The organism is Bilifractor sp. LCP19S3_H10 (assembly GCF_052119185.1).
GTDB lineage: Bacteria > Bacillota > Clostridia > Lachnospirales > Lachnospiraceae > Bilifractor.
The window spans coordinates 17,316-34,009 of the sequence record NZ_JBQKFT010000003.1; the positions used below are offsets into that span (position 1 = coordinate 17,316).

19 protein-coding genes and 1 pseudogene are annotated in these 16,694 nt (G+C 49.3%); 2 read left to right on the forward strand and 18 right to left on the reverse strand.

Annotated features, from left to right (window positions below):
* Nucleotides 1-26: 26 nt before the first annotated feature.
* Nucleotides 27-278 (reverse strand): SHOCT domain-containing protein, encoded by a 252-nt coding sequence (locus tag ACTQZS_RS03265; RefSeq protein WP_441474573.1) that lies wholly within the window; start codon nucleotides 276-278, stop codon nucleotides 27-29.
* A 250-nt stretch (nucleotides 279-528) separates the two neighbouring features.
* Here ACTQZS_RS03265 and ACTQZS_RS03270 point away from each other — a divergent pair, with 250 nt between their 5' ends.
* Both ACTQZS_RS03270 and ACTQZS_RS03275 read left to right on the forward strand, forming a co-directional pair.
* Nucleotides 529-717: a hypothetical protein gene (locus ACTQZS_RS03270; RefSeq protein ID WP_441099619.1), complete on the forward strand. Its 189-nt coding sequence runs from the start codon at nucleotides 529-531 to the stop codon at nucleotides 715-717.
* Nucleotides 718-897 (forward strand): annotated as a pseudogene (locus tag ACTQZS_RS03275) (helix-turn-helix domain-containing protein); the annotation flags it as partial.
* 80 nt (nucleotides 898-977) lie between these two features.
* Here ACTQZS_RS03275 and ACTQZS_RS03280 read toward each other — a convergent pair.
* The 17 genes from ACTQZS_RS03280 to ACTQZS_RS03360 all read right to left on the reverse strand — a co-directional run bounded on the left by ACTQZS_RS03280 (nucleotide 978) and on the right by ACTQZS_RS03360 (nucleotide 16,691).
* The gene (locus ACTQZS_RS03280; protein ID WP_441474574.1) at nucleotides 978-2,198 is read right to left on the reverse strand and encodes an MFS transporter; all 1,221 of its coding nucleotides are present in this window, start codon (nucleotides 2,196-2,198) and stop codon (nucleotides 978-980) included.
* A 1,017-nt stretch (nucleotides 2,199-3,215) separates the two neighbouring features.
* Nucleotides 3,216-4,172, reverse strand: a complete 957-nt coding sequence (locus ACTQZS_RS03285; protein WP_441474575.1) for a GH25 family lysozyme — start codon at nucleotides 4,170-4,172, stop codon at nucleotides 3,216-3,218.
* Between the two features lie 116 nt (nucleotides 4,173-4,288).
* Complete coding sequence (locus tag ACTQZS_RS03290; protein ID WP_441099617.1) at nucleotides 4,289-4,558, reverse strand: phage holin family protein; 270 nt, start codon at nucleotides 4,556-4,558, stop codon at nucleotides 4,289-4,291.
* A gap of 4 nt (nucleotides 4,559-4,562) precedes the next feature.
* Nucleotides 4,563-4,892, reverse strand: coding sequence for a hypothetical protein (locus ACTQZS_RS03295; protein ID WP_441099616.1), 330 nt, complete (start codon nucleotides 4,890-4,892; stop codon nucleotides 4,563-4,565).
* 14 nt (nucleotides 4,893-4,906) lie between these two features.
* Nucleotides 4,907-5,746, reverse strand: a complete 840-nt coding sequence (locus tag ACTQZS_RS03300) for a hypothetical protein (RefSeq protein WP_441099615.1) — start codon at nucleotides 5,744-5,746, stop codon at nucleotides 4,907-4,909.
* Nucleotides 5,736-6,530, reverse strand: coding sequence for a hypothetical protein (locus ACTQZS_RS03305; RefSeq protein ID WP_441099614.1), 795 nt, complete (start codon nucleotides 6,528-6,530; stop codon nucleotides 5,736-5,738). Before ACTQZS_RS03305 ends, ACTQZS_RS03300 begins: the two co-directional genes overlap by 11 nt.
* On the reverse strand, nucleotides 6,527-7,915 hold the full coding sequence (locus tag ACTQZS_RS03310; protein ID WP_441099613.1) for a hypothetical protein: 1,389 nt from the start codon (nucleotides 7,913-7,915) through the stop codon (nucleotides 6,527-6,529). Before ACTQZS_RS03310 ends, ACTQZS_RS03305 begins: the two co-directional genes overlap by 4 nt.
* Nucleotides 7,912-10,041: a hypothetical protein gene (locus tag ACTQZS_RS03315; protein ID WP_441474576.1), complete on the reverse strand. Its 2,130-nt coding sequence runs from the start codon at nucleotides 10,039-10,041 to the stop codon at nucleotides 7,912-7,914. The genes ACTQZS_RS03310 and ACTQZS_RS03315 overlap by 4 nt, the downstream gene beginning before the upstream one ends.
* A gap of 15 nt (nucleotides 10,042-10,056) precedes the next feature.
* A complete protein-coding gene (locus ACTQZS_RS03320) occupies nucleotides 10,057-10,431 on the reverse strand; it encodes a hypothetical protein (RefSeq protein WP_441474577.1) in 375 nt (124 codons plus the stop codon).
* On the reverse strand, nucleotides 10,428-12,956 hold the full coding sequence (locus ACTQZS_RS03325) for a phage tail tape measure protein (protein ID WP_441474578.1): 2,529 nt from the start codon (nucleotides 12,954-12,956) through the stop codon (nucleotides 10,428-10,430). Before ACTQZS_RS03325 ends, ACTQZS_RS03320 begins: the two co-directional genes overlap by 4 nt.
* Before the next feature lie 112 nt (nucleotides 12,957-13,068).
* Nucleotides 13,069-14,088 (reverse strand): HIRAN domain-containing protein, encoded by a 1,020-nt coding sequence (locus tag ACTQZS_RS03330; protein WP_441474579.1) that lies wholly within the window; start codon nucleotides 14,086-14,088, stop codon nucleotides 13,069-13,071.
* 261 nt (nucleotides 14,089-14,349) lie between these two features.
* Complete coding sequence (locus ACTQZS_RS03335; RefSeq protein ID WP_441474580.1) at nucleotides 14,350-14,715, reverse strand: hypothetical protein; 366 nt, start codon at nucleotides 14,713-14,715, stop codon at nucleotides 14,350-14,352.
* Nucleotides 14,716-14,726: 11 nt separating this feature from the next.
* The gene (locus ACTQZS_RS03340) at nucleotides 14,727-15,374 is read right to left on the reverse strand and encodes a major tail protein (RefSeq protein WP_441474581.1); all 648 of its coding nucleotides are present in this window, start codon (nucleotides 15,372-15,374) and stop codon (nucleotides 14,727-14,729) included.
* Between the two features lie 12 nt (nucleotides 15,375-15,386).
* The gene (locus ACTQZS_RS03345) at nucleotides 15,387-15,704 is read right to left on the reverse strand and encodes a hypothetical protein (RefSeq protein WP_441474582.1); all 318 of its coding nucleotides are present in this window, start codon (nucleotides 15,702-15,704) and stop codon (nucleotides 15,387-15,389) included.
* Nucleotides 15,701-16,090 carry an HK97 gp10 family phage protein gene (locus ACTQZS_RS03350; RefSeq protein WP_441474583.1) on the reverse strand — a complete coding sequence of 130 codons (390 nt, stop codon included), beginning with the start codon at nucleotides 16,088-16,090 and terminating at the stop codon, nucleotides 15,701-15,703. Before ACTQZS_RS03350 ends, ACTQZS_RS03345 begins: the two co-directional genes overlap by 4 nt.
* Nucleotides 16,087-16,416, reverse strand: a complete 330-nt coding sequence (locus tag ACTQZS_RS03355; RefSeq protein ID WP_441474584.1) for a phage head closure protein — start codon at nucleotides 16,414-16,416, stop codon at nucleotides 16,087-16,089. Before ACTQZS_RS03355 ends, ACTQZS_RS03350 begins: the two co-directional genes overlap by 4 nt.
* Nucleotides 16,416-16,691 (reverse strand): head-tail connector protein, encoded by a 276-nt coding sequence (locus ACTQZS_RS03360; RefSeq protein ID WP_441474585.1) that lies wholly within the window; start codon nucleotides 16,689-16,691, stop codon nucleotides 16,416-16,418. Before ACTQZS_RS03360 ends, ACTQZS_RS03355 begins: the two co-directional genes overlap by 1 nt.
* Between the last annotated feature and the right edge of the window lie 3 nt (nucleotides 16,692-16,694).

The following is a 16,694-nucleotide window of genomic DNA, read 5'->3' on the forward strand; positions in this document are numbered from 1 at the left end:
CATATTCGCTCTGGAACCCGATGTTATCAACGAATTTCAGGCATTATCTCCGCCAGAAACGGAGCATATTTTTCACGAAAATGGAGCTCACATTTTGCGTATTCCTTGTCAGTAATATCCCCGTTTTCACGGAGCTCATCGAGAAGCTTCACCGCTAAGTGATAGCTATAATCAGCCCGATAATCATCGAGCGTTCTGTCCGGCGGAGTCATATCAATCGGGAGGCGCCCGCATTCAAGCTCGACAACCTGATTCTTTTCATTCTTATTGTTTTCCATACTGCCTCGGTCCTCCTCGTAGCTGTGGCAGGACTGCCCCTGCAGTCAGATACGGACACAAAGGCAGTGTTTTTGTGTTTGGAGGCATAGCAATTTTCAAGAAGAATCAAAAATGGGCAAAAAAATAAAGGCTAGCGGCATTGCTGCCATTAGCCCAATCACCTTTCAATCAGATTAAATATTTTTTATAAATTTTTAGGGGAACTCATGTCTTTCCGCATATATAGAAGTAGAAGGAGGTCATAAGAATATGACTAGTTACACAATCGAAGAACTTTATCACCAGAACGCGACTATCCTCTTCCTCATCGACATGCTGGATGACATGTACTGGGACAACGTTGAGAGACTTGCTGATTTGGGAGACCAGAAGAGTATCGATCTAATCCGTGAAGTCGAAGCCACATTATGGAAAAACATGTGGTTTAACATTCATTAAACTGCTGGTGAAATCGTCAGCCAGGACAGCGACACGGAACAAGCGTACTTGGCGTTTATCTGCAAACGGCTCAAGCTGAATTTTAGGAAGCTGTCAGTAGAAGAACGGAAGTGGCTGAAAAAGATTGCGGAAAAATCCGACTTGCTGAAGAATCCAAAACCGCAGAGAGGACGAAGATAAAAAATGCCTGAACGGCGGTTCTGGTTTTTCAGAACCACCATCCAGGCATTTTGTTTAGTAATAGAAAAAGGTGCAGTTGATTATTGCGTATTGTCAATCTCTCTCAAACCGGGTAGTAAAAATACGGCAAGCGCAACGATGATAATGCCAATTCCGCAAATGAAAAACCATTTCTCAACTCCCAGCCGCTCCGCCAGAGGCCCGGAAATGACAAGGCCAAACGGCATGGCGAGGGAAGCGGCGCTTGTCAGTAGAGAAAAAACTCTCCCCAGATATTCTGGTTTGACCGTTTCTTGAAAAATCGCATTTTGCACACCGTAAAATGGAGCGGAAATTCCCATAACAGTACAGCACACAACAAAGACAAGAAATGCGTCTGGCGGCAAAAGCCCGGAGAGCATATTGCTAACGCCCATCAGGAGAACGGAAAGACCGATGGTGTACCGCCGTTTCTTAAAACCGCCCCAAATGCTCAGAATGACTCCGCCAAGCAGCATACCAACCGCAAAAGCAATTTCAGCGGCAGAGGCATGGGCCGGTGTTCCTTTGAAGTATGACATACAGATGAGAGGAAAAAGCGTATCGATTGGCATATAAAAGAACATATAAATTACACCAATCCAGAGCAGAGCAAAGAGGCCCCTGTTTTGCTTTAATACCACATACCCCTCTTTCATATCCTGTAAAAACTGTTGTCTTTTCGTTTCTGGACATAGTTCAGGCGTTGGTATGGACGAAATCGCAACAGTCACACAGGCAAGGATTGCACCCACAATATCTAACAATATAATTGCATTAAGAGGCCAAACAGCATATAAAAACGCTGCGGCAGCTGGACTGATAATCGCACTTACTGCTTGCATGGTCTGCGTGTAACCAGCGCATTTTGTAAGTTCCTCTTTTGGCACAATCATAGGTGTTGCTGCGCTGAATGCTGGAGAATGAAAAGCAGTTCCCGCACTTCGGATTAACAGGACAACCATAATAGACCATACGGGCAATTCCATGTAAAACGCCACCAGCGCCAGAATACCGCCAGCGGCGGCAATTATCAAATCCGCACCAATCATTACGCTTTTACGGCTGTGCCGGTCAACAAAAGCACCTGCAAACGGGCCTAAACAGGCTTGCGGCAAAAATCCAATCAGTGTTGCCGCCGTCAATATGATTGCAGAATTAGTTTTCGCAACCAAATAAAAGATAATGGCCATTTGCAAAATAGCGCTGCTAATAAAGGATATTGCTTGTCCGGCAAGAAGTGTAAAATAAGTTTTTCTCCATGAATTGTTGTTTTGGGTCATAATGCGAACCTCCTTTTTTATTGCATTGTTCCTTTGTTTCTGCAATAAAAAGCAGGCGTTGTCCCACAGAGAGAGCAGACGCCTGCATAACAACAAAGCACGAAAAAACACCACGATACAGTTCAAAGACTGCTCGTGTCAAACCTACGTGTTCCTTTGCATACGCACGCAAAAAAAGCCCACCATCATGTGGAAAGGTACTTCTACTTTTTATTGCTTATTAGCGTACACAAATTAACACACGTAAGCCTCCTTCCAATCTCAAACTGTCGCACAGTATAACACACATCCGATAGACTTGTCAACCATTTTTAACCTTGTTTTCCATCTTGTTTTTCCATCTCTTACGGGCAGTAGCAAAGCCATTTTAGGGCTTTCCCGCCCATTTCAATTTTGGGAGAAGAAAGGCCCCAAAATGAACGAGTGCGGCCAAACACTTTTAGGGATTGGCCACCTTGTCCACCCATCCAGCGGGGCGGCGGGGAACGGTCAAGGCCGGGCGTCAGCCCATTCATTTCAGCCTTGACGGTTTCCTGCCGTCCTGCTACTTTTCCCGGAGTGTGGCCACACATCTGGTCACGGTGTCCAGAGCTTTGGGACTTTTTGTCCCATAGGCCGGGGGCGGAGGACGAGGGACGGGAGCTTTCATAATACGCCCTGTCTGCTGCTGAAATCAGCCCTTTGTTTCCGGCTTACCAGCCCCAAACAAAGCCCTGCTTTCCTGCCGCGTCAAATGCCCTTGCCCTCCCCGGCGGCAACGGTATTTTCAGGGCAACGCCGACAGAGCGTATAACACACTACACTTTGCTCCGCAAAGTCGTGTGCCAAATGGGGCGCTGCCCCCTTTGGAAACCCCCGCAACAAACAGGTGCTATGCACCCAGCCGGGAGCATAGCGCCGTTTGTTGTCAGCAGCCCGTTTCACGGTCTGCGTGTAGTTCCTTGTAAACTGACCTAATAAAAAGTCAAAAAAAACCTGTGAGCCACCCATCATCATGAGTAGCCCACAGGCATTCTTTCATTTTACCCTGATTTTCCATCCCACCTGGATAAGGTTGACGTTCCTGATCACGGAAGGATTGAGTCTCTGGATCGCAGATACGCTCGTTCCATATTTCACGGCAATTGCAGAGAGCGTATCTCCGCTTTTTACCGTGTAGTAGACAGCCTGATTTGCACCAAGCATCTCATTCACCTTCGCCTGAACGGCTGCGTAATCATAGCCAGCAGTTGTGATGCGATTCTTCCGATCATCACCGTTGCCCCACCTACCGGCAAGCACCTCCCGGGCAAGTTCATCAACCGACTTGTGTGGCTGTACCGGTGTTAACGGCTGCGCTGCGCCGACCTTAGAATAGCCATTGAATCTGCCCGCCTTGATGATGGACGGATAATCCTGATACGAGATATCCAAATCCACGTTACCATTGATGCCATTTACCCGTCCGGAAGATGAATACTGCCAGATTCCGTATGCTCCGCTATAAGTACATCTCGGAGCGTACTGTGCTACCCAATGGGTAAATGGCGTAAGCTTCGAATCGTCCAGTCGCTCACGGAACCCAGAATATGTAGAGCTGTAGATTCCGGCAAAGTATCCGGCAGATTCTAGCGCTCTGCAAAAGGCAATTGCTGCCGCCGTAGCCCCGGCCTTTGTTGCCGGAGCTGTTGCCTCGACATCGATATATACCGGGTATTCGAACTGCTTACCCTTCAACTGTACAAGGAAGCGCTCAGCATCGGCCTTTCCATCCTCTGCCGATGTGCAGGCAGGACCGACAAAATAATACGCTCCAACAGCAATCCCATTTGCCTTTGCTCCTCTGTAGTTTTCTTCCCATCTTGGATCGGTATAGAATCCCGCATCCGATCCGCCTGCCTTGATGATGGCGAACTGGATGCCTGCCGCTCTGACCTTCGCCCAGTCAATAGCTCCCTGCCAATGGCTGACGTCAATTCCTCTGAATTCACTCATGTGTTTCTCCTCCTTCATTCCAACAAGAAAATCCCTCCGGGTTTTGAAGCCCGAAGAGCCATGAAACAGCATCCCATTAACGGATGGGACTACCGGGATACGAGGATCACCTCCTCTCACTGATTCGTTTTGGTCAGCTGCTTATAGATCTGGTTCACGCCAGTTGCCGCTAGACCAGATACGATACCAACAGCTAGAGCGTTGATGACATCCTTTGCCGGGAAATCCGGCATCAGGTACAGCCCCGCAATGCCGAGCACCGCACCAACGCATCCACAGATCACCGGGATCAGCTCATCCTTCACGGATCCAGCTGCCTTACAGCCGATGCCGACCAGATACGCAATCACCGTGATTGCCGCCACACTTGCAATTCCAAAATCCATAGCTTCAATCCTCCTTCTCGTTATTTCTGTCTGCCGTAAGCGGCAGTTCCAGACACTTCTTATACAAGGACTCTCCGGTGCCATTACCGCCAAGCGCCTTGTACGGCTTGTACAGGTACTCGAGGTTGCTCCGGTCTTCCGGAGAGCACCATCCCCGGGCAATAAAAAAGCTGCAGGCCTGATAAATACGGTCGTGCAGCAATGCCATCATTCCTTCTTTGATTTCGTCATTCTCCCGTTTTCGCCGGAGCAGCGCCCGCCAAAGCCATGTGATGATAGCAATGATCAGGACAAACAGCTCCTGAATCCAGTATCGTAGGATAAAGTCTATCAATGGTATCACCTCCCTTAATCTTCGACATACACCATGAGGTACTTATACTTGAGCGTTGCCTGATTGTACGCCATCAGAGTCGTCTCATCGTTGGCAACACCAGCGGCAAACTTGAAATGCCCGATTTGGTCTGCATCCGGGTAAGACGTCGTACCATTGTCTCCGTTATCCACGATGCACTTTCCTGTTGTCGCATAAAACCGGAACCCGTTATAGGTGTCCATGTCGGTCGACAGGGTTCCGTCCGAAAGCTGCACTTCGACAACTTTCAGACGAAGATCCGGGTCACTCTTGGTGAGTGAAGACCGCTTCAGGTGAACAGCGCTGTTTGCCTTATACGTGACGAATCCATTCCCATCATCGACATCCAGAGCCAGCTTCGTCACGGCAGCGACGTTTTTGATGTGGTCAAACGAGGGCTTTGTCACTTCTGTGACATCTCCGCTGGATCCGCCAGAGCTGGATGTTGGCAGAGTCAGCACCTGCTTGGTTCCCGATGAGGACCGGATGGTAAGCTTTCCATCCTTCAGCTCAAACGTGTAGGTGGTATCGGTGAAGGCAGCACCTTCTGGAACATCAGTTTTCACCGTATGTCCTCCAAGAGCGTCTGTGTTCGCCTTGACCGCCGCTTTCATTTCAGAGTCGTCATAGGCCGTATCGGTAAAGACTGCATCCGCCGGGACATCACTTCCCACAGTATGGCCATTCACCTTGGCGGCATTGTCGACAACCCCGTCACCATCCGCATCAAATTTCGAGAGCACATCTTCTGCTGTGATCAGCTGATTCACTGCCTCACAGAGCCGCCGGATCACTTTGTGAGCGCCTCCGTACTGGATCTTCTTAATCGACATTGAAGTACGCCTCCTCCCGCTTCTGAGCTCCCTCGTTTCGGGATGTGTACCTCGCAAGGTCTGAGAGGATCTGGTCGGTTGTATTGAGACGGTCTACCAGCTTATAAGAGTCGATGTACGGATCAAAGTGCGAAAGGTTCTCTGGCTCGACATACGAGGTATCCTGCATATCATGAATGCATTTCCGGCACTGGCTCGTAGCTACTCTCTCCGCTTCCCAGTTTGTGGCAAACCAATGCGCATCGTGCCACCTGCAGTTCCAATAGCAGTCCGTGTTTGGAATCAGGATGTAGCGATACTTCTTTGGCAGAGTCTTCACTGTATCGAGGTGACGGGAGAACCAGAAAAACAGCACGATATGATCATACATGGAGAGGTCCCGGCTCTTGATATCCGATTCTGTCAAAGCACTGGTAATAGAGAGCGTGACCGAGATATCCGGGTGTCTGCTCTTTGACGCTATCGCAAGTGAGTCGTCGCTGATTGTAAACATCCGGATACCAAGGTCGTAATATCTCTCCAGCGCATCTAATGTCGCATTCCTCTGCATCAGCACACAGAGCGGAAGCCCGAGCTGCTGCAGACATTTCAGTCGCAGAACATATTCGTCATAGGATTTTGGGTATTCCTCCCTTTTCTCGATGTCCTTTCTCGTACTGGTGGCATCCTCCCTCCATGCTGGAAGGTAAATGCAGCGGATATATGGAAAAAGCTCTCGTCTACGGGAGAGCTTCGGCACAAAGTCATAGGAAAAGTTGTAGGGAACTTCATACTGCTTATTCATGCATCCTCCTTGTCCGTCAGTGTATATGTAATCTTCATGGTCTGCGAAGCGTTCTTTGTTACCGGGGACGACAGGTTATTGATCGTTCCGAGGTAGGCACACCTGAGCGCTGTCCGGATCCGGTCATTATCGTAATAGCCATCATAATGGTAGGTTGCGAGGATCTTCCCATCGGAATATAGGATCGGCAAAATTGCAATCGCAGCTCCGTCAACCGCCTCCTCGGAATGAGAAGCGTCCGGATACAGGAAGCCTGTCCTGTAATAATTGTTCCCGTCCTTCTGATACTGATACTGGTACTGAACGCCGCCGTTATAGAACATCGGCGTCATCCCGTCGAATGTTCCGTTGTTATCAAAGGTAAAGGTCTTAATGTCCACCGTGTTGGACAGGTTCACAACGTAGATACTATGTGCATCATAAGATTTGGCGTAGAGGTACCCCTTGTTGATGACGATCGAATACTCATTTCTCGAAGCCAGGTACACCCCGGCAAGCGTGACCACCTCCTCCGGCTGCTTCTCAAAAGATAGATCTGACATCTTGTACTTCGTGATGTAGAGCTTTGCGTCGTCCTTTTCATTTCCCTCATCGTAATAATAGTTGTAGTAGGTGTTGCCGTAAGAGGTATAACTGCTGACCCGGTTGTTTTGCGTGATGAGATAGAGGTAGCCATCCGTACCGGGCATCCAGTATTTTGCCGGACCAATATTGCTAAAATTCTTATAATCTGGAAGCTCCAGCGTCGTTACGTTCTCATACGGAAGGGTAAAAGAACCATAAGTCAGATCGGCCACCTTCACCGCATAGGGATCAAACCTTCCGCGCTGAACTGTGACACCATCCGCATTCAGCCAATAAACAAACCCATCCTTTACGAGGAATGGCCTCCCGTTATGTTCCTTATTTTCGATGGTATCCATATCACAGAAGAAGTCCCCGCAAACCTGTCTCTGGAAGGGATTCACTCCGGCATAGGCACTCGTCAGGGCAACCGACTGAATGGTTCCGTTTGCCTGCGCCGTACCGAAGTCCCAGACGGAGACATAGCCGGTATCTGTTTTATGTGTCTCGATCGCATTTAAGGATCCTCGCATGGCGTCATCGGTGTTGGTATCCCGGGAAGCATAGCCGACCAGCTTCGCCTCTGTTGGGAAGTTTGTATTGTTCACATCCTCAGTGAGCTTCCCGTCAAAAAGCAGGATACCGCCGAGAGCATTCTTCGCAATGGGAAAGACATTATTGTTCATCGGTCTTCCGATCATGGTTTGGAAAGCAATCAGCTCCTGCACTGCGTTCGTAACGAGGTTGTCCTTTTCATATTCGAACTCACGCTCTCCTGTCTTGGCATTAAAGAGCTCGATTTTGGTATGTCCTTTGATCATTCTTCCACCTCTTTCGTAAAGATCTGGATATCCGTAAGTGTCCCCTTCTCATGGATGATCGTCTTCAATTGAATGGAACCGGTGAGCTTTACGGCCCACTGTTCCTTTGTTATCTCCTTCATTGCCGGGGCGAACATGCCATAAGACTCCTTCTTGGTATCCGGTGTGATCCATCCGTTGGCGTATTCCCACCAGGTGCCGCCATGATCGAAGGAGGCAAGGAAGTTCACGTTGTTGCTGTCACAGTTCGATGCGGCATTGAGAACCTGTTCCACTTCACAATCCTTTGTCACAAGTTCCGCGATCGTCACTCCATCCTTCAGCTTCCATACGCCATCCTTCACTTCAATCTCATCCGTGTTGTAGGTGACCGCGTCAAGGTGCTCCGTATCAAACCGGTGCAGGAACTTCACCGGACCGATGGTGCCAGCGATCGGCTGCAGCACACTCGTAAGAGACATTGAAGGAACGATGTCGGAATAGCCATATGTCCCCGGGGAAAAGAGGCTGAAGTCCACCGAAGTATCAACGCCCCGGCACACCGGAAACAGGTTCATGCCCGGAAGCGTATCGTAAACTGTGACCGTTCCATCCCAAGCACCGTTTCCTGCCAGTCCCTGTCCTGCCATGTAAGCTCTTGCATCTCCACGTGCGATGTGGCAGCTGCCACCGGCCATTGAGAGCCAAACTTCAAAGTTCCCCGTAAGGTTTGCCGTGCTGTTCCAGGTGAAGAGAAGATGCAGAAGGTGCGTCCCATCCGGCAGCATTTCCACCGGAACATAATCCTTGACCTCCTCCCCGTTCAGGTAGTACGTAACGACCATCACCGCGTCGGTATCCGATATTATTTCTTCCGCTTCTGTCTCTGTCGTGTCGAGCGTCAGCTTGATCTCCGCGTGGAAGTCGATGTGGGTATCCTTCACCGTGACATAGCGGATATCAATGATCTTGGCTTTTGCTGTATCCGCGATGTCGAAATCAGCAGCGTTCTGGTAATCGAAGTAGCGGATATAGTCCTGATTCTCATTGGAGGACAAGATGCCCTGCAGGTTCTTGTCCGTCTTGGACTTTGCCGATGCCAGCGCCGGGTCCTGCCCCACGCCCTGCATCGTGAAGGACTTGTTGTAGTTGAACGCGTACTTCGTCATGCAGAAGAGCTTGTCCTTGTCGGCAAGCCCATCGGTAAAGCGAAACACGTCCATGAGATCATAGGCGGGATTCCCGATCAGCTCCGCCTTAAACGGCACGTAGTCAACCTTCGAAAGTGCGGTGAGGATTGCCCTTCTCTGTGCGTCCTTCTTCTCCTCCACACCATACTGGAGGAAGGGATCCGATCCGATGTTGTAGGTAAGGCCGTCATCCGTATCGAGGGCATAGTAGGATGTGCTCTTTGCATCGATATTCACAACGGAGAGACCGGTGTATCTGGTTGAGAAATCGGAGAACTCACATCCGGTAAACCGATGTTCGGTGTCGATCTCATCAACCACAGTTTGACCATAAGATTTGACATAGATCTTTCCATCCCGTCCGGCATAGACATTCGCGGCAATCGAGGCAGCAACCCACGAAACAAAGTCCCGCCAGGTTTCGATATCGGATTCCCTGTAAAGGGAAAGCTCATCAGAGCCGTTTGCCATTGCTGCGAACGCTTCACTGGTAGTTCCAAGAGAAAGCCCGCAGGCTGTACAAGCTGTCAGCATCAGGTTGTAGGCGGTACCGTTGATGGACGTGACGGAGCAGTTCTTATCGAACTTTGCCATGTGATCATATGCCTTGATCACCACACCGGAAGCGGTATGCTTTGCAGAGTCTATGGTGAACACGCCAAGCGGCACATCCTCGAAGCTTCCGTCTGCAAGCCGCATTCCGAAAACCGGTGCGATCTCCTGGTCCTTCCAACTGTACCTAGGGATCTTCAGGTTCATGAGCGTCACATCCAGTTCCCCGATGTAGACCTGTCCGATCTGGAGTGAAGAGTCATCCGAGCACTGGTTCGTGATGGAGAAGGATCCGGAAAGAATGTTGTCATCCGTAAAGGATGCCCTCCCGACTTTTCCAGTCATCCGAAATCTCTGTACCGGCTGCTTCATGGCAGCCTTGTATTTATCGCTTACGGCGTACATGAAGCGCCTCCTTCCTTAAAATTCCAGCAGGTCAAAACTCACGGTATAGAGTCCGTTCGTCACGGACAGCTTTTCACTGTTTTTTTCCGGTCCGGTCTTAAAGTTTCTAATCCGCATCGTCCTTGTTTTGTAGTCCTGTGTCTTTAAGTCATAGAGCCTTACCGCGATGCTGTCTTTATCACGAAAGGCGGCAAAGGCAGCCGCCCACTTGTCAGAACACTGAAAAGAGGCAGAGACAGTCAGCTTATCGTATCTTGTCACGATGATCTGATCCGTTCCCGCCTCTGTGGTATTCTTGCTTTCCACGACCTCGTAGCTCTCGTCCCATTTCACTGGCCAGAAGAGCTTCGTATCATCAAAGTAGATTGGAAAATCCTTCTTTAACATCATCTGCCTCCCGACCTGTAGTTTGTCCTTTGGGTGGCCTTCACCACCAGCTCGTCAATGCGTTCCTGCCCGATATAGACGGGGATTACGATGGTCTGAGCACTGCCTCCGCCAGCAGCGAGGACAGCGTTCGTCACAAGGGACGAGAGACGGTCCGTTCCCACGATTGCTTCCTCACCGGCTTCACCGCCGCCTAAGAGACTTCCTCCGGCTGCTCCGAAGATTGTAGGACTTTGGAGGATATAAGGCTCGTCCATAGCTTTTTTATACCAGCAGACAGAGAGATGGGGAACGGAAGGCGGCTTAAGTGAGAGCTGTCCGCTGATGGAAAAATGCGGGAGCTTGATCTTCGGAAAACTCAGATGGCATCCGGCAAAGAAGTTCTTGATCCGATCAAGTCCTCCGCTTACCACGGACTTTGCGTGATCCATAGCCCCTGAAAAAGCAGATTTTACTCCTGACATCTTGCCCTGAATAGCGGAGAGAATAATGCCCAGCCTTCCTCCGGTTACCTGATTCATTACATCAAAGCCCGCTTTCCAGATGGACTTGTAGCCTTCCATCGCCGTGCTGATCACACCCTTGATGCCGCCTCCGTGCTGGGCAACGCTTGACTTTATCGCGCTCCATGCCGTAGTAGTATTGGTCTTTACAGTATTCCATGCATTCGAGATATTTGTCTTTATCCCGTTGAATACGCTGGATGCGCCTGTTTTCATGCCGTTCCAGACAGTCGATACGCCGGTCTTTATTCCGTTCCACGCTGTGGTTGTCACAGTCTTTATTCCATTCCAGAGCCCGGTGAAGAAGTTTCCGAGGTCTGTTCCTACCGCCTTTACGCCGTTACAGACGCCTTCCCAGACTCCCTTAAACCAGTTGGATATTGCTCCCCAGTTCTTTATGATCGCAATGACAGCCACCACGGCAGCAACTACGGCGGCGATGATGCCGATCATCGGAAGTAAGCCCACAGAGCTGAATGCTGTCATTGCGCCGGAGAGTCCTCCGAGATGCGTCATGACCTTACCAATGCCTGAGGTAATCGTGCCGATCGAGCTTGTCACTTTGCCAATGCCTACCAGGACAGGCCCTACGGCTGCAGCAACAAGGGCTGCCTTTATGATAAACTGCTGCATTGGCGCAGGCAGCTTTTCCCAGAAGCCTGCGAACTGCTTTAAGGCGGCTGCCGCCTGCTGAAGCATCGGAGCAAGGACAGCGGAGAGGGAGTTTCCGATCTCAGCTCCCGTAATTTTAAGCTGATTAAGCGTGGTCTGGAACTTATCAATCGGGTCTAGGGTATCATCGAATGTCTTTGATACGTTTCCGGAGAAGGAACTCATATCGGAGGAGAAACCGTCAAGGGAGAGCTTTCCGGTTTGCATGGCGTTGTAGATGGAAGCGCCGGCCTTGGATCCGAACAGATCGTAGGCGGCCTGAAGCTTCTCTGTATCGCTCTTGTTCGAGTGCATGGTATTCGAGAAGTCTTTTAAGGCCTGGTCAAGGGTCTGCCCGTTCCCGGCGGCTTCCTTCATGGCTTTCTTCATACCTGCCATCGCGACTCCTACATCCAGTCCGGACATCTCGACATTCCCGAGAAACTGGGCAGACTGAGTGGCGTTAAGCCCCATTGACTGGAGTTGTGCGGCGTTCTGCGAGAGATCCTGCGAGAGAGTATCCATCGAAAGACCGGTAGCCTGACCGACAGAGTTTAAGACATCAAGCATACCGCCCGCCTCGGAGGCATCCATTCCGAAGGCGTTAAGTACCGAGGAGACGTTATCGATGGAGGTCGATACGTCCGTGTCATTTAAAGAAGCAAACTCTACAAACTGCTGGGAGAGATTCTTAAGTTTCTCCCCGGTAAGGCCGAATCTGGTATTTACTTCGCCGATCGCGGAACCTGCCGTAGCAAAGTCGGTAGGAATGGATGTCGCAATATCGTTTGCCGCATCCTGCATTTCCTTTAATGCCTTGCCGCTTGCTCCGGTCTTTTGCGTTACGATATCAGCTCCCTCATCCACTTCCTTAAAAGCGGCAAGAGAGGCCGCGCCGACAGCGGCAATCGGAGCGGTCACATGGGTGGAAAGTGAAGTGCCGACACCTGTGATCTTGTCACCGACGTCCTTCATCTTTTGCCCGGCCTGCTGGAGCTGGACACCTGCCACAGATCCGACATCCTTGAACTCAGATTTCAGCTTCTCAAGAGACTGCTTGGTGTTCTCGATCTCACGGGTCAGGGCTTCTTGCTGCTTGATGGTCTCCTCAGTCTGCGGCCCTTGCTGCAGCTGTTTTAAGGCATCCTGTTCCTGCGCAAGTTTCTCCTTTGTGTCGGAGATCGCCTCAGAGAGATATTTTTGTTTCTGGACGAGAAGGTCAGCGTTACCGGGATCAAGCTTCAAGAGCTTATTTACATCCCGAAGCTGATCCTGCGTCTCACGGATCGACTTATTTACGCCCTTTAAGGCATCGGACAGCTTAGTCGTATCACCGCCGATTTCTACTGTGATTCCTTTGATACGGTCAGCCATAGCTGTCCTCCTTCCTGAAAAATGGCATCAAAAAACCGGAGCACCACGATGGGGTGTTCCGGTCGATCATCACTAAACTATATGAGTGACACTTGTTGTTAATCCTATTAATTTACTTAATCCATACCTCGATAGTACAAATGATTTTATCGTCATCATCAGTATCAAGTTCACTGACTTCAGCATGAAACGGTTCTGTATCACCTATGATATCATATATTTGAGCAGACTGTTTTTTGGATATTTCTCCCAATTCTTCTCCTGTATCATCACATACCAGATACGTTTCACTTTCATCATTGTACTCCAGATCAACAGGGCACCCAGTTTCTACTAGTTCAAGATTTTCTTGCCTGGAATCACCCATAGAATCTTTTGCACGGGTTTTACACAACCTGCATTTAAATACGTCTAGGTCATTATTTACTTTGGAGTAGAAGCCTAATGCAATCTGAACTTCATTAAGATCTTCATTGATACAAGAAATAAAACCACAGATTTGATGCTCTTTTCCATCAGAGTATTTTTTCACCATACTCTGTAAAGAGTTCTGTGGAACATAACCTATTTTTTGATCATCATAAAAAATAGCAATTGCGTTTGGATCATACTGATTATCTGGTTCAAAATCAAAGGTAACAAATTTTTCCAACTCAAGCTTTTTAATGTCAAAATTTTGATGATCGAATCCTTTTACCTCAACATCATAATAACTGTAACGTAAAATCCGACCATCATCGTCTTTAAATGGATAAGTGGAGTGAGATTGTTTAACGCTCGACTCTAGCATCTCTGCTGGCGTAGAATGATCAGTTGAATTAGCAGCCGTTTCTGATACATCACTCCGCGATTGTTCTATAGCACTTTTTGATTGTGAATTCATCAGTATTTTTCGGAGGCGGGAATAAGATCTTCCCATCCATAGGCAAAAAATTCCAAACAGAAGAAAAATCACTCCTAAGGGCATAACAGGTAAGCCCATCAGAATCCAAAGAACTCCAAGAATATAAAAAATAACTGAGAATACCTTTAGTTGACCAGCAGAATAATATTTTTTCCCAACCTTTATTTTGCCGTCTTTTATATCGCATACAATCTTTGTATCATTATCCCCTTTTTTATCTTGTTTCAATTGTCTGCCTCCATCATATATAAAACCCAATATCATATGTTTGATTTTAACAGACATACTATATGCTTACAATCTGAACTGCAGTTCATGATACTATTCACCAGTTATCCATATCCTCCTGTGTCGCCACCTCGCAGTAGTCACCGTTCTCATCGTTATCAGATTCAGAGAGTACATCAAATACCATGCCTTCCTCGATCAAAGAAAGCTCCGGAAGGGTAAAGCCCAACTGCTTACAGCGGAGTAAGTAGACCGCTGTGTTTATTTCTCTGTCAGTTGGGCGTCCTCTTTTTTTGGCTCTGTGGTAGCGGTGCGGTTTCCGAGGTAGACTGCCACGAAGGAATCCAGCCCCTCGATTAAGCTCATGCCGTCAAAGCCTGCCGCCCAGTGAATGAAGTCATCGAGAGAAAGCTGAGAGGTGGGCGTGCTTTCTGCCTGCGCATGCATGATGTAGGCGAGCTTCGCGCCGACTAAGGTATCAAGGTTTGCGCTAGAGAGATTGTTCATCGTAACCATCAGATCCTCATGGAAAACCATCCGGTAGAGAATAGCGGTCGCACCGTTTGCTTCAAAGGAGAACGGCTTTATGCTGCCGTTCTCCAGAGTCATTTCGATTTCTTTTCTCATGGTTTACCCCCTTACTTTCCTGACGTTGAAGTGCTGGAAGTGCTACTCGTCCCTCCTGAAGCAGTAGATCCGCTTGCGGCCTTCTTCGCCGGAAGGTGGACGGAATCATACCAGCTCTTGTAGGTGGCTTCGTCCGTCTCGGAGGATGTGTCAGCCTTTACGATGTTTGCGTCGAGGTCCTTGTTGTAGATCGAGGATGCGTCGATCGTAAGGCTCTCGGTCTTGACGGATACCTTATCCTCCTTGGTCTGCGCTTCGATATCCGGACGGCTTGCCGTGCAGTTATAAAGCACATGGCGGATGGCTCTGGCATCGCCGACAAACTCAAATAGCAGGGCGAAGGGAACAGGCTGTGCGTCCGCATTCTCCACGAACACGCCGTTTGCGTCCTTGATCTCGCCGAGGACATCTGTCTTGAAATCCTCCGGGACAAGGGCTGTTTCCAGATCGCCGTTATAGCCGGTGTTGGAACTTGTCACGTAATACTTGATGTCATCTGCGTAGAACGGTTCCTGGCTTCCCTGTGCCGAAAACTTGATCGACACGGCACCGGGCCAGACAACCGGCTTGCCGTAACTAACCGTCCCGTCCTCCGCAGAAGAAAGCAGGGCGTAGTGGACGTTTTTCAGGCCGTACCTCACCTTGTTTCTGTTACCCATAGATATGCCTCCTTAAGGTGTGATTTGATAAAGTGTTTCAAAGAATCTCTCGGATTCGATCCAAGTCTCGGACTTTAGATAAAAGACATCATGCCGGGTGAAGATATCCTCAAGCCGCTGTTCCAGTTTTGGATCTTTCCTGTCTGTATAGAGTTCTACGTTGATTTCCGGGAACGCAGCGTAGGAAATGTTGTCCGCGCCGAAGATCTCCTCCGATGGACTTAAGAAAATAAGAAAGGGCGGATCCGGTGACTCGCCCTCAGCGAAGTGGTCATAAGCGAGAGGGAGATTTGCTTCCTCAAGCATTGTTACAATCTCATCGTAGGTCATGAACCTCCTCCCTTCTCTAAAGAGTCCGTGATCTCATCCTCGAGTTCTTTTACCCCGTCCGCTTCCGCGACAGCGATATGCGGGATCGCCGCAACCCTGCCTCCACCACGTTTGGCATGACCATGCTCCAGAAGATGGGTCAGCTGATAGCGCCCGGCATGAACAGTCATCACGAGCTTCTCGGCATTCTCCTCGGTCTTGGTCACCTTCCATGATTTCTTATACTTTCCGGTTCTCACAGGGGCTTTGCTCTGGATCTCTTTCTTTACATCTTTTGCCGTCTTCTTCACAGCCTCCTTCATGGCATCTGTGGAGAGGCTTTTATATTCCTCGAGTCCTTCCATGATGGCGTCAGAGAGCTGTTCCGGTTTGATCTTGTCATTCATTTGCGCATCCTTTCGCAGTGGAATTTCATGCACTTCCTGTGGTTTCCCATCGGGTTTACGTAGAGGATGTTGTAGGTCTTGTTTCCTGCCGTGATCCTCCATCCGTCCGATGTGACCGGATCCAGTACCTTGCACCAGCGGACGGTAAAGTCGATCGTCTCCTTCGGCGTGGTAACGCCTGCTTCGCTGGCCTCGTTTCCGGATCCGGACGCTGTCGCATAGCAGGAAAAGTAATCCTTGTAGGCATTTGTGTGGTTGCCGTATTTATCCGTTACAACAGACATTTTCTGGAAAGTAATCCGGAGATTTAAGTCTGCAATCCGCATCAGAACCTCTCCTCCCTGATTCCAAACAAAAGAGCACGGAGGGTAAGGATCAGACCGTGATGGTCTGCCTCCTCCCTGTGCTCGTAAAGATAAGCAACCGTATAAAGCTCCGCAGCCATCATCACAGGTTTTGAAGCATCCGGAATGTCAGGCTGACTCATCCTGCCGACATCCCGGACGAGGGAGTCAGCGGTCTTTATGAGACCCTCAATCAGCGCGTCCTCTTCGGAGCTATCCACCCTTAAATACTGTTTCACCTCGTCCAGTGTCAGCATGAC